The following is a 12,781-nucleotide window of genomic DNA, read 5'->3' as shown; positions in this document are numbered from 1 at the left end:
ATAGGCAAAGCCGCATTACGGATTGCGGGTCACAACTTCATCTCCCATGCCTCCGCTTAACTCGGCTTGTGAGAGCCTGTCGCAATCGTCGCGACATACCGGTCTTCCATCGTCCCTGTCATCCGATGGATCCCAGCGGTACCAGATAGTTTGCACAAGCGGGATGGGGATAAGCCAACCTATGACCGCGATGCCGCTGGTACGCTCCTTCGCCGCCAAAACGCGTCCATCTGCCGGCCTGAAGCCTAGGCTGGTACTTGAGTGACCGTAGCCCGTGCCGTCCTTGGCTGTGTATTTGCTAGGGCGAACCCACAGGCCCTCGTCATCGCAATGAAAATCGCCTTTGTTTCTAAACAGAGTCTCCTTTCGCAGGACTGCTCCTTGCTCAATTACCTCCACTTCCAGAACTGTGTCCGATGGTTGGGTGAGACGAACACTCGAGCGTGATGATCTCGGTCCGAACTTAATCAATCGAACCGATAAGGTTCTTGTGGTCAGCATCGCACCGCTATAAACGGCCTCCCCGACATTCCTGTACGTACCTTCCAAATTCGGGCACGCATTCGACTTGACTCCCTGAAGTGTCGGCCAGTTAGAGGGCCATTCATCCGGAATTCCGGACATCGTGGAACATCCGGTTAGAAATAGGAATATTGGCAAACCTCTTAATTTCATATTTGCTCTCCACGCATCTCCCTAGCTATTGCCTGAACCACTTCACATCCGCCACCTTGTAATACAGCTTAAGCCGCGCACCTTTCGACGATGGGATCCGTCCTACGTAGACTGACCGGACAAAGGCGGCGCTGCCATTGCCGTTGCTTTCCATCACGCATACATAGCGCCGCCCATGCTGGCGCAGCAGCGCGTAGGCAGCAAGGATCGGTTGCTCGACGCGCGAGGGTCGGTGCTTTCCAAGAGCGGCTGCACGATTGATGTAACCGCGGCTCGCTCCGGCGAAGATGAAGTCGTTGCTTCCGCGCTTGCTGGTTGCGTAGCCAATCGCATGCTTGTTGCTTGCGCCCCCGGGAGTGAATAGCTGGTAACCGGGTACAGTGACGTCGTCTATAAGATCCGCCTCCCCCTCAATCCGGGTGATTGAGATCGAGACGTCCGACGGTCTGTCGAGGAGCAGGCAACTGTCGATGATGGCCGCCGGGATTTGTTGGGCGTGGGCGGTAACGGAAAGCGCGAGCAGGGATGCTAAGAGAACGGTTCGCGTCATTTGTACTCCTTCGCGCGTGTAACGGTCATCCAGTCTTGACCATATCGCCAAAAGATCGTCCCTCCCACCGCCGCCGTGGTCCCGTTCGAACTGGTCTTATCCCCGTTTCGAAGTGCAAAACGAATGTCAGGCATTGTGGCTTCAGGTTGACCGACCTGATGCTTAGGATTAACCAACCTTGGGTCGTGCATCCATAGGGCTAGCCTTAAACTTGTTCCTCCTTGTGGGTGGGCACGACATGCGGGCAATCACTGAACACGCATGAATATGCGGCGGCGACGAGTTTGTCCTGCCATGCTGGATCTCGAGATACGGCCACGCGCCCCGCAAGCTGGCAAAGGATCGGCATTCGCGAGAACGTGCCTCAAGGGTGTGGCGCTGGCGGGCGGCCTGGCGCTGATCAATACCTGCGGGCTGATTGGGGATTTATCGGGCCGTCGGTGATGGGGCCGATCGAACAGGCCACCGGTAGCACGCGCAATGGACTGATCATCATGGCGGCGCTGCTGCTGGTGGCGTGTGCGGTGGCGCCTGCGTTGCGGCAGGGGCAGGAGCGTTGACAGGGGGCGCCGGGGCGCCTGCTCAATCGCCTGTGGACCTTCGCCGCTTTTGGCCGTAATCAGTTGCGGCGGCGAGCCGGCGTGGTCAGCACGCACCGCCGTCCAAACGTCATTCATGCTGGCGACAAGCGTCGCCACGTCCTTTGGGCCGGGCCGTCGCCCACCACCGCACGATGGATCCAGTCATGGACCAGTCCGGCAACAAGCAAGTTGTTGTCGTCCATCATCGGTAGATGAGAATTCCCGCGGATGCCCATGGCTGGCAGGTCAAACTCAGTGACACCCGCCCCCGCTTGCCGCAGGGCCGACAACCATTCGTCCACTTGCCGGCGATATATCGTCCATAACGCGTTCTGCGCAATATAGTCGCCCCACAAAACACAGTGAGGGATGCCGCGCAATCGGCTTGCATCGTCCACTGTTGTCGATGGCGCGCCGGCAGGCTCAATGAGGATCAGTCCCCTTACCAGTTCGGGCACCGACAGCGCGGCGTACTGCGCCAGGCGGCCGCCTTCACTGTGCGCGAGGATCACGCATGGGCCAACCCGCCGGATCAGTTCCACATAGGCGTCCAGGGCCATGCCGGCCGTGCTGGTCCACCGCGCCACGAACTGCTTGGCGAGTTCGTCCAGCGCGTGTATCGGAAACCGCTGCCCTGCGAAGGCCTGTCGCTTCGCATTCGCTGCATCGTATCCCGCCATGGGTCCGAAACGGAAGATGTCCCACGCCTGCTCCAAGGTCCGGTGCTCCGGCATCTCCGACACCACGTACGCCGGGGCCCACGAAGCCCTGCCACGCTCTACCGCGTCGCTCACAAAGGTGTCGTATCCCTTGCGCATGAAGAAGTCATGCCAGCCCGGCCGGCCATCCGGTGTGCATTCCCACGTGGCACCGGTCATGCCGCCGCCGTGCCACATCAGCAAAGGGTATTTGGCCGTGGGCGCAGCCAGGTCGAACTGTTGGACATAGAGCTGCCCCACCTGGTAACGCCCATTCGGATTGGAGACACGTGGCTGGACACCCGGCACCGTGGCCACGTGCCGATGCGGCAGGTCGACCAGGTCGACTGGCCGTCCGCCGACATGAAAGCCGCGCACTGCCCTGAGCGCGATGAGTCTGCTTGCATCGACCGAGGTATCAGTGAACATGGCGAATTGCGATAAGAGCCAACGTTACGGTAATGGCGCCGCCGATGCGCGTCGCTATCTGCGCAAACGGCATCAGCTGCATCCGGTTTGCCGCAGTGAGAATGGCGATGTCTCCGGCACCGCCCTGGCCGCTGTGGCAACCGGTAACGACCGCGACATCGATGGGATACATATTGACGAAGCGCGCCACGAAGAACCCGCTGGCGATCATGGACCCCACCGTGGCAAACACCGTGACGACGGTGGGCACCGTGAACGCGCTGACAAACTCGCGCCACGGCGTCAGTGCGACGCCCAGCGCAAACAGCAATGGCCAGGTAACGATGCCGGAGAAAAACTGATACACACCCTTTCCGCCTTGCTCCAGCGCGGGCGAGATGGCGCGCCCAAGTTTGGCCGCGACGATCAGGAACAGCATGGTGATCGGCGCCGGAAACTCCAGGACACGCTGGACCAACACGCCAACCAGATAAAACGCGACGATGGTCACCATGGCTCCGGCAAGGCCGGCCGGATCAAACACCGGTGCCGTCGGAGACGTCGCAGACGCCGCCTTCTCGCATGCAGTCGTTTGCGAGCCGCGCTGCAGCACGCCTTCTCCTGTCAGTTGCGGAAAGCGCTTGCCCAGGACATTGAGCAGCCCGCACAGCAACACTGCGGCAAAGCTGCCAAGCATGACTACGGGAATGATCTGCGCAAACAGGTCCGGCTGTTGCTGTCCCGTAATCAGCGCGTACCCCATCGAGAGCGGGATGGCGCCTTCGCCAAGTCCTCCGGCCATGATGGGGACGACGACAAAGAAGAATGCCCGGTAAGGCATCCAGCCCCATCGCCATGCCGGTCAGTGTTCCGACGGCACCGGCGACGACCGAGCTGACGGTCAGCGGCACAAAGATCTTCAGGAAGCCACCGAGAAGCACCTCGCGTTCCATGCTGACAATGCTGCCGACAATAATGGCCGCCACATAGAGATAAAGGAAGTTGGACGCCTTGACGAATTCCTTGATCGGCAGCACCAGCGACGGCGGAATCAGGCCGTAGTGGGTCATCGCCGATGGCACCACGAACGCAAGGATCGCAGCGCCGCCCATCAGGCTGAGCATCGGCACACGGCGACCGAGCTCCATGAAGAAGAACCCGCCCAACGACAAGACGCCGATCGCCATCGTGAGATCCGATGGCACCTTGCCAAGGATGGCGAATCCCACCACGACCGGCAGCAGCGCGAGATACACGGGCAACGGCACAACGCCAACGCGACGATCCAGCAGGCGCCACCATTGCGCACGCAGCGCAGACATGGGCGGCGCAGCTGGCTCAACCGCACCGACCAGGGAAATCTCTGCGGCTGTATGCGAAACAGGGTCTGGTAGCACGATGTCCTCCTCCATTTGTTCATGAGCGCGGCCGCATGGCGTAGCGGCTTCTGGGTCTGTAGTCTGTTGCGCGTCGACTATGCCGTCCAATATCTGTTTTGTTGGGGGGCATAAATTCGTACTATGGCAACCTATGCAGAACGCCCGCAAACTGGACATCCCCCGCCTGATCGCCTTCATCGCAATTTGCGAAGAGGGCAGCATCACGGCCGCGGCGCGCAGGCTCGGAATTGCCCAGCCGGCGTTGACCGTCACCGTGAGCCGGCTGGAGGATGTGCTGGGGACGGTGCTGCTGACGCGGGGCATTCGCGGCGTCAAGCCGACTGAAGCGGGACAACGCCTGCTACGGCGCGCCTACGAGATCGTGAATCTCGTCGAGTCCACGTTCCAGGAGCTGCAGGAGTGCACAACTGACCCTGGCGGCGAAGTTTCCCTGGGCCTGCCCTCTTCATCTGCCGCCGTAATCGCCCTGCCTCTGGTCCATCGCATCTCCACCCGCTACCCGAAAATTCGCCTGCGCCTGGTGGAAACGTTCTCCGGCTACCTGTGGAACTGGCTATCCGAAGGGCAGCTTGATCTGGCGGTGGTGTTTGACCGGACGGCAACGCCGGAAGTGCATTGCGAACCCATCGCTAGAGAGGACCTGCAACTGGTAGGCGGGCCGGGATCGCTGCCAGACACAGGCGTGGTGCAGGCAAGGACATTGGACAGGTATCCCCTGGTGATGCCGTCGCGCCTGCATGCCATTCGGTCAACACTGGAGGCCCATGCCGCGCGCGAGAACGTGTCACTAGACGTTCGCGTTGAAATAGACGCCGGCCAACGGCTGATACGGCTCGTGGAAACTGGTGGCATGTTCAGCGTTCTCGCCAGAAGTGCGGTGACACGGGAGATTCTGCAAGGGACGCTGGCAGCGTGCAGGATCGATCCGCCGATTGCGCGCACCGTATGCCTGGGACAGCGGCGCGCACGCATGGCAGACCCGGCGGTCCGCGCCGTTATCGCGGAACTGGCTGCGGAGGCAAGGGCGTTGATCGATGTCGGGATTTGGAAGGAAGCCAGTACGGAACAGCCGCTGATGTATGAATATGCCGTTGGATAATCTGGCAACCAACTACCTGGAGAACCCCGCAGTGAAGCAAAGCACCCGCTGGATACGCCTTGCCCTGGCGCTGGTTGGCGCCGTGCTGCTCGGCGACGCCGTCGCACTGATGGGGATGGGCTTGTTCAACTTCGGCATCACGTTGCCGGCGTGCATTGGCATCGCGTTCCTGCTGCTCGCGCTGTGCTGGAATGGCGTGGCGCGATGGCGGAAAGCGGATCGGCGGCGGCAGTGGCTTTGGCGTGCCGGATGGATGGCGTTCGCCGTGTGGCTGGTTACTGTCGGCGTTTTCTTTTATGGCATCCGCAGCGGCATGGGCGCTTCCGTACCCCCGGGGACGGCGGTGAAGGCGATCATCATTCTTGGATCTGGCACCCCTAACTGCAAGGCGTCGCCAACCTTGATTGCGCGACTGGATCAGGGACTAGTGCAGGCGCAGCGGTGGCCGCAGGCCAAGGTCGTTGTGAGTGGCGGGCAGGACTTTGGGCTGCAGTGTGTCGAGGCGGACATCATGGCCGACTACCTCTTTGCGCGCGGGATAGCGGCGGACCGGGTGATTCGCGAAGGACGCAGTACCAGTACCGAGGAGAACCTGGCGTTCAGCCGGCGGTTGCTGGACGGACAGGGCATTGATGCTGCCGGTGCGATTGTCGTGGTGACCAGCGATTTCCACGTGCGGAGGGCGGTGGGGATCGCGCGGAAGGCGGGGTTCGGGGAGGCATTCGGCGTGGGGGCCCGGACGCCTTTGTATCTTCGATTCCATGCGTGGTTGCGAGAGTATTTTGCGGCGATCAGCAGCTGGATTTTGAGGGAGTACTGAGGCCTCGCCTTGCGGCACTTCGCAGCACCCGCGTGCTCAATTCGCTGCCGCCGGCGCCTTCAAAAAATCCACAAACGCCCGCAACGGCGCCGGCAAGTGCCTTCGCCCGGGATAGTAAAGAAACGGCCCCGAGAACTTCTGCCACCAAGGCTCAAGAATCGGCTCCAGCGCCCCGCCGTCGAGATACGGCCGCAGCTTGCCCTCGAAGATGTGGATCACCCCTACCCCCGCCAGCGCCGTACTGATCGCCAGGTCGATCGATGCAGCAGGCCGGATCAGCAACCGGTGCGGAGGATCCAGTCGCAACTCCTCCCCATCCCGCTCGAACACCCACGGTGGCGTGGCGCCGCTGGCGAACTGCCCGCGCAGGCAGACGTGCGAGAGCAACTCGCGCGGGTGCTCCGGCCTGCCGTGCCGGTCGAGATAGCCAGGCGTTGCCGCCGTCGCGAAGCGTTGCACGCGCGGCCCGATCGGGATGGCGACCATGTCCTGCTCAAGCCGCTCCTCGTAGCGGATGCCTGCGTCGCAGCCGATGGCGAGCACGTCGACGAACCCATCCTCGACCACAAGTTCTACGCGGATGTCGGGGTAGGCCTCCAGGAACGGCGGGAGGATGGCTGGCAACACCGTCCACGCGGCGCTCGACGGCACGTTCAGCTTGAGCGTGCCGGACGGCTTGTCACGGAAGGCGTTCAGGACGTCCAGCGCGGACTCCATCTCGCTGAACAGCGGCGTGAGCCGCTCAAGCAGGCGCAGCCCCGCTTCGGTCGGGGCGACGCTGCGGGTGGTGCGGTTAAGCAGGCGCAGGCCCAGCTTCGATTCCAGGCGGCGCACGGCGATGCTCAGGCTTGACGCCGACACGCCGCTGATCCGCGCCGCATCCCGAAAGCCCCCGGCGCGGGCCACCGACACAAACGCGGCCAGATCGTTGAATTCCATCTCAGTGTTCAATTTTTGAAACAGCCTATTCAATCTAGGCCGGATTATCAAACACTGCAACGCCAAACATACTGGCGCCACTGTTCAGCCAAACCGAATCAAGGAGCGCCATGTCCCCCACGTCCCAACCTCGCCGTCCCGCCACCACCTACACGCTTGCCGGCCGCACAGTCAACCGCATGGGCTACGGCGCCATGCAGCTCGCCGGGCCTGGCGTGTTCGGCCCGCCGAAGGATCGCGACGCGGCCATCGCAGTGCTGCGCGAAGCCGTGGCGTCCGGCGTCAACCACATCGATACGAGTGATTTCTACGGCCCGCACATCACCAACCAGCTCATCCGCGAAGCCCTCCATCCTTACCCGGATGACCTGGCAATCGTCACCAAGGTAGGCGCCCGCCGCGGCGAAGACGCCACGTGGCTGCCGGCACTTGAGCCGGAGGCCATCCAGCAAGCAGTCCATGACAACCTGCGCAATCTGGGTGTCGAGGTGCTGGATGTCGTCAACCTGCGGCTCATGGGGGATATCCATGCGCCATCGGAAGGCTCGATCGAAAGGGAAGTCACTGCGCTGGCCGAGCTGCAAAGGCAGGGACTGGTCCGCCACATCGGGCTGAGCAACGTAACTTCGGCACAGGTGGCGCAGGCGCAGAAGATTGCGCCGGTTGTCTGTGTGCAGAACCAGTACAACCTGGTGCAGCGTGGCGATGATGCGCTGGTGGATGAGCTAGCGGAGCGGGGGATTGCGTTCGTGCCGTTCTTCCCGCTCGGCGGGTTCACGCCGATTCAGTCGGCGGGGTTGTCAAAGGTGGCGGAAGGGATCGGAGCGACGGCGATGCAGGTGGCGCTGGCCTGGCTGCTGCATCGGGCGCCGAATGTGCTGTTGATTCCCGGGACTTCGTCGGTGGGGCATTTGAGGGAGAACTTGAAGGCGGGGGAGATTGTGTTGACCGATGCGGTACTGGCGGAGCTGGATACGATTGGCGGAGCTATGCGCGGGCATGCGCTTGCATGAGGATGTCGCAGCGATCAGCGGCTCGGTCGTGAGGGAATACTGCGGCTTCAGCCCATGGATACCCGCCACATGCTGGCGGAGCTGAAGCCGACGCCGGACCAGCTGGAACGTGCCCGTGCGCACCGAGGGAGCGAGCAGAACGACATAGGGTGACTGTGTCAGCACAAATAGAGGTGTTCGAAGACAGAGGCTTCATTCCCTGCACAGAGAGACGCAATGACCGACAACGATGACAAGAAACCGCCGCCGCCTCCCTGGTGCACGGGCTTTGGGCTCGCTCGCCTTCTTTGCGCCCTGGTGCTGGGTCTTGGGGGCTTCCTTTGGTCCGTCTGGCTGTTGGTCACCGGCCGAGGGGAAGAATCCATGCTCCTGATGCTTGTAACGTGGGCATGTGCACGCTTTTTGGCCGGTAGCTTGAACGGCTACAAGGGATAAAGGCAGCGTAATCCCGTGCAATTGAATTGCGCTTGCTTGAGTAGGCCTCAGCGATCAGCGGTTCTATCTTTAGGGACACCGAAGCATCAACTTGCCGCACTGATTTGGTGGCCGACCAGAACGGCGCGAGGCCAGACGGCTCGCGCCGTTCTGCGATCAGCGGATGGGTGTTGAGGGCGTATCGAGGCTTCTGCGTCCGTTGTGTCGAGCCGCACATCCTCCACCAATTGCGAGAATGAGGCCCACGTCTTTCGCGGGTTCCACGGCCGTAAAGGATGCCTGATGTTCGCCTGCGCGGGCAAGAATGCGGTGCCACGATGTCTGCCGCTAAAATGCCTTAGCCCCTTTGGGGGGCGTCAATCAGGCCGGAATGGCACATAGTTTCCATAATGACCCCGCCCTCTCGCAGTCGCGAGCCGGGCAAAATCAGGACGTTACGCTTTCGCGCAAGCCGGCCCCGGCTCCGCGGTGAGCACGGGACTAAAGTGCGTGCTACTTGTCGGGCCCGCTGACCTCGACTAGCCTGCTATGGCTGCCAATCATTCGCTGCGCTGCGATACCCATTTGATGCCAGAACGCCCGACCACCCGCTATGACAAGGCGCTGCAGCGCCTGCGCGCGGTCTTTTCCCCGTTGAACCTGGCGGCGGCGGCGTGGCTGATTGCAACATGGGCGTTCGCGGCGTTTCAGCTCGTGAGCGAGCGGGACCGCTTGCTGCACGACGCCGCGAAGCGTACCCAGGCCCAGGCCCAGGCGTTCGGCGCGTACTCGAAATCCAGCATCCTGCGGCTGTCCGAGTTCCTGCTGGACCTGCGGGCCAGCTGGCTGGCCGGCCAGCCGGGGTTCATCGAAATGGTGCGTGAGCGGCAGAACCTGGTGGTGGACCTGTCGTTCCAGGTGTCGGTGATCGACAAGCATGGCCTGCTCATCTACTCGTCCATCGCCGGGCCTGCGCCCACTGAGAAGGTCGACCTGAGCGGGCGCGAGCATTTCCGGGTCCATCAGAACGCGGGCGGGCGCGACATGCTGTTCATCAGCGACCCGGTGAAGGGCAAGGTCTCGCGCAAATGGTCGATCCAGTTCACGCGCCCCATCCTGCGCGCGGGCAGCTTCGACGGGGTCATCGTGGTCTCGGTGAGTCCGGAGCAGTTCGCCAGCTTTGCGCAGACCTTCACTGACCGCGATGGCGAAGTGGCGTCGGTCATCAAGACTTCCGGCATGGTCCTTGCGCGCGTGCCGGCGCTGGAGGGTACGCTGGCCAGGGCGGTCAGCAACAGGCCGTACCTCGCCAGCGGGTCGCCCCCGACCGGTAGTTATCGGGCGATGTCGGGCTCCGAAGGCGTGGAGCGGGTCTTCGGCTATTACCGTTTGCCGGAGTTCGGACTCAATTTCGTGGTGGGCGAGGCGGTCAGCCTGGTGCTGGCGCCCTACGAGGTCTATCGCCGCGTAGCCCTGGCCGGTGCCATGGCTTCCACGCTGCTGCTTGCGCTGTTGTACTACAGCCTGCGCCGCTCCATGGCGGAGCGACGGCGCCATATGGAGGAAATGCGGCTGGCATCGCTGGTCTATTCGTCCAGCAGCGAGGCCATGGTGGTGACGTCGCTCGATGGCACCATCATCGACGTGAATCCGGCCTTTGCCGCCGCCACCGGCTATACCGCCCAGGAGATCCGGGGCCGCCCGGGCTATGGCATCAGCGGGGCAGGCAATGCGGCAGGGCTGGTCGAACGCCTGCGGGCCACCGTGGCAGCCACGGGCAGATGGAGCGGCGAACTCTTTATCCGCCGCAAGGACGGCAGCGAGTTTCCGGCCTACCTGACGGTGGATACTTACCTGGCCCACGCGTATGGCGAGCGCTGCCGCGTTGCGCTGATCCATGACATGACCGAGAAGCGCCAGGCGGAGGAAGTCATCCGGCACCAGGCGAATTTTGACGCGCTCACGGATCTGCCCAACCGCCGCCTGTTCTTCGACCGGCTGGAGCAGGAGATCGGGCGTTCGCGCGGCACGCAGGATGCGGTGACGCTGCTGTTCATCGACCTGGATCGCTTCAAGGAGGTGAACGATACCCTCGGCCACGACCAGGGCGACCAGTTGCTGCTGGAGGCGGCGCGGCGCATTGCGGCATCGGTGCGCGCGACAGATACCGTGGCGCGGCTGGCCGGCGACGAGTTCACCGTGATCCTGCCCGCGGTGGGTGATGCCGGCGTTGCCGGCGACATTGCCCAGGCGATCCTGCAGCGGATTGCCGCGCCTTACCGCCTGGCCGGCGAGCTGGTGGTGGTGTCGGCCAGCATCGGCGTGGCCACCTGGCCCAGGGACGCCGACAACGCCGAGGCCCTGCTGGTGTGCGCCGACCAGGCGATGTTTGCCGCCAAGGCAGAGGGCCGCAATCGCTGGAAGATCTTCTCGCAGGCGCTGCTGCAGGTGGAGCGGGAGCGCCTGCGCATCACGCAGGACCTGCGCACGGCGCTGGCGGCCGGGCAGTTCGCGCTGCACTACCAGCCCATAGTCGATCTGCGCACGGGCAAGGTCTGCAAGGCCGAGGCCCTGATCCGCTGGGACCATCCGGTGCGCGGGCCGATCCGCCCGGCCGATTTCATTGCCGTTGCGGAGGAATCCGGCCTCATCATCGACATCGGCCGCTGGGTGCTGACGGAAGCGCTGGACCAGCTTGCGCGCTGGCAGGTGCTGCTGGGCAAGGACTTCCAGATCTCGGTCAACAAATCCCCCGTGGAGTTCAGCGCCCCGGCGAGTGGACCCGAGTCCTGGTCCAGCATGATCGAGCGCAGGAACGTGCCGGTGGGCAGCCTCGTCATCGAGATCACCGAAGGCTCGCTGATGGAGCAGAACGCCGATGTCATGGACCAGCTCTCCCGCTTCCAGGCGGCCGGCATCGAGATCGCGCTCGACGACTTCGGCACCGGCTACTCGTCCTTGTCGTACCTGCGGCGGCTGGATATCGACTACATCAAGATCGACCAGTCCTTCATCCGCTCGCTGACGCGGGGGCCGGACGACGTGGCGTTGTGCCACGCCATTATCAGCATGGCGCATGCGCTGCGCATTCGGGTGATTGCCGAGGGTGTGGAGACGGAGTCGCAGCGGGACATTCTGGTGGCTGCTGGTTGCGATTACGGGCAAGGGCACTTCTTTTGTCCGCCGGTGGAGGCTAGGGCGTTTGAGGCGTTTGTGAGTGCGGTGACTTGAGGCGGGTGGCGCCTTTCGGTAGGTTTCGGTGGTCGGGGCTCGAGCTCGACTGGGCACCGGAACATCAACTTGCAGCACGAACTCCGGGCCACAACCAGAACGGCGCGAGACCAGCTCGCGCCGTTTTACTGTCAGGCCTGCATTGCGCAGGCCTGTCCCTCGTCAAGCAAGCGCCTGCAGGCGATCAGCGCACCGGTCGATCTGCCGCTTGAGCGGCGAAATCAGGGCGTGCAGCCCAATGCTGTCAGGGGTATCGCCAGCCTGCAGGTCCAGCAAGGTCAGGACGGACTGGAAACCTGCGCTGATGCGCAGAAGGTCGTCGCTGACTTCGAGGATGTGGTCCTCGAGGGTGACGGCTTTGCTGGGTTGCGGTGGGGCAGCCTTGGCGCGGCGGCGGAACTGGGCGCGGTCGACTTTGGCCAGGTTTTCGGCTAGCTGGGCTTGTTTTTGGGCGAGGGTGGGCTCTTGGGGAGCTGGGGTGGTGCTAGTCATTGCGACCTCCGTACATAGGGTAGTGGAGGCTCGCCATCCGCTGTCAACCGGGTGGGCGAGCGCGAGGCAGGGTTGACAGACCGGCATGTACGAACCGGCGAGCCCGATGGCTCCCCCGCCTCGGCCCGCCCGTAAGGGCGTACATAGGCGAAAGACGAGAGGATACAGCTTCGCTACTCGTCCGGCGTACAAGGGTCAGGCTGTCAAACCTGGTCGACCATTGTGCTGGTGACGCGACCAGTTTCCGCCGACAGTGCTACCGGGCCAATGCGGTAATTCTCAAAGCTACCTTCCGGCCACAATTGGAAAAGCCCAAATACATGCTGCACATGCTGTGCCAGAACGAACCCAACTGCAGGGGTTCATTACGTGGAGAATGGGATAGTCTGGATTTGATGTCACGACTCGCCGGCGTCGCCCGCAGCCGGTAAGCCGTCTCGATCATTGTTTGCCTAGCCTGC

At 62.9% G+C, this 12,781-nt stretch carries 9 protein-coding genes and 2 pseudogenes; 5 read left to right on the top strand and 6 right to left on the bottom strand.

Annotated elements, in window-relative coordinates:
- Positions 1 to 700 precede the first annotated feature (700 nt).
- Complete coding sequence (locus MKD50_RS29485) at positions 701 to 1,225, bottom strand: hypothetical protein (protein ID WP_252669728.1); 525 nt, start codon at positions 1,223 to 1,225, stop codon at positions 701 to 703.
- 363 nt (positions 1,226 to 1,588) lie between these two features.
- On the opposite strand from MKD50_RS29485, the pseudogene MKD50_RS29480 reads away from it, so the two are divergent.
- A pseudogene (locus MKD50_RS29480) lies at positions 1,589 to 1,785 on the top strand (MFS transporter); the annotation flags it as partial.
- 113 nt (positions 1,786 to 1,898) lie between these two features.
- Here the strand turns inward: MKD50_RS29480 and MKD50_RS29475 are convergent.
- The 3 genes and pseudogenes from MKD50_RS29475 to MKD50_RS29465 all read right to left on the bottom strand — a co-directional run.
- A complete protein-coding gene (locus MKD50_RS29475; protein ID WP_252669726.1) occupies positions 1,899 to 2,933 on the bottom strand; it encodes an alpha/beta hydrolase family protein in 1,035 nt (344 codons plus the stop codon).
- Positions 2,923 to 3,714: a 2-hydroxycarboxylate transporter family protein gene (locus tag MKD50_RS29470; protein ID WP_252669724.1), complete on the bottom strand. Its 792-nt coding sequence runs from the start codon at positions 3,712 to 3,714 to the stop codon at positions 2,923 to 2,925. Before MKD50_RS29470 ends, MKD50_RS29475 begins: the two co-directional genes overlap by 11 nt.
- Before the next feature lie 109 nt (positions 3,715 to 3,823).
- Positions 3,824 to 4,234 (bottom strand): annotated as a pseudogene (locus tag MKD50_RS29465) (2-hydroxycarboxylate transporter family protein); the annotation flags it as partial.
- A 208-nt stretch (positions 4,235 to 4,442) separates the two neighbouring features.
- On the opposite strand from MKD50_RS29465, the gene MKD50_RS29460 reads away from it, so the two are divergent.
- Entirely contained in the window at positions 4,443 to 5,411 is a 969-nt protein-coding gene (locus MKD50_RS29460) for a LysR family transcriptional regulator (RefSeq protein WP_252669722.1), read from the top strand.
- Positions 5,392 to 6,231, top strand: a complete 840-nt coding sequence (locus MKD50_RS29455; protein ID WP_371925402.1) for a YdcF family protein — start codon at positions 5,392 to 5,394, stop codon at positions 6,229 to 6,231. The genes MKD50_RS29460 and MKD50_RS29455 overlap by 20 nt, the downstream gene beginning before the upstream one ends.
- A gap of 36 nt (positions 6,232 to 6,267) precedes the next feature.
- Here the strand turns inward: MKD50_RS29455 and MKD50_RS29450 are convergent, their stop codons facing one another.
- Positions 6,268 to 7,170: a LysR family transcriptional regulator gene (locus MKD50_RS29450; RefSeq protein WP_252669721.1), complete on the bottom strand. Its 903-nt coding sequence runs from the start codon at positions 7,168 to 7,170 to the stop codon at positions 6,268 to 6,270.
- A 110-nt stretch (positions 7,171 to 7,280) separates the two neighbouring features.
- Between MKD50_RS29450 and MKD50_RS29445 the strand changes: the two genes are divergently transcribed.
- Both MKD50_RS29445 and MKD50_RS29440 read left to right on the top strand, forming a co-directional pair.
- A complete protein-coding gene (locus MKD50_RS29445; protein ID WP_252669718.1) occupies positions 7,281 to 8,183 on the top strand; it encodes an aldo/keto reductase family oxidoreductase in 903 nt (300 codons plus the stop codon).
- A gap of 1,002 nt (positions 8,184 to 9,185) precedes the next feature.
- The gene (locus tag MKD50_RS29440) at positions 9,186 to 11,828 is read left to right on the top strand and encodes a bifunctional diguanylate cyclase/phosphodiesterase (RefSeq protein ID WP_252669716.1); all 2,643 of its coding nucleotides are present in this window, start codon (positions 9,186 to 9,188) and stop codon (positions 11,826 to 11,828) included.
- A gap of 162 nt (positions 11,829 to 11,990) precedes the next feature.
- Here the strand turns inward: MKD50_RS29440 and MKD50_RS29435 are convergent, their stop codons facing one another.
- Entirely contained in the window at positions 11,991 to 12,320 is a 330-nt protein-coding gene (locus tag MKD50_RS29435; RefSeq protein WP_252669714.1) for a DUF1484 family protein, read from the bottom strand.
- Positions 12,321 to 12,781: the final 461 nt, after the last annotated feature.

This window comes from Cupriavidus mimosae (genome assembly GCF_023952485.1).
GTDB lineage: Bacteria > Pseudomonadota > Gammaproteobacteria > Burkholderiales > Burkholderiaceae > Cupriavidus > Cupriavidus taiwanensis_C.
This window is presented reverse-complemented; position numbering and strand designations above follow the sequence as displayed.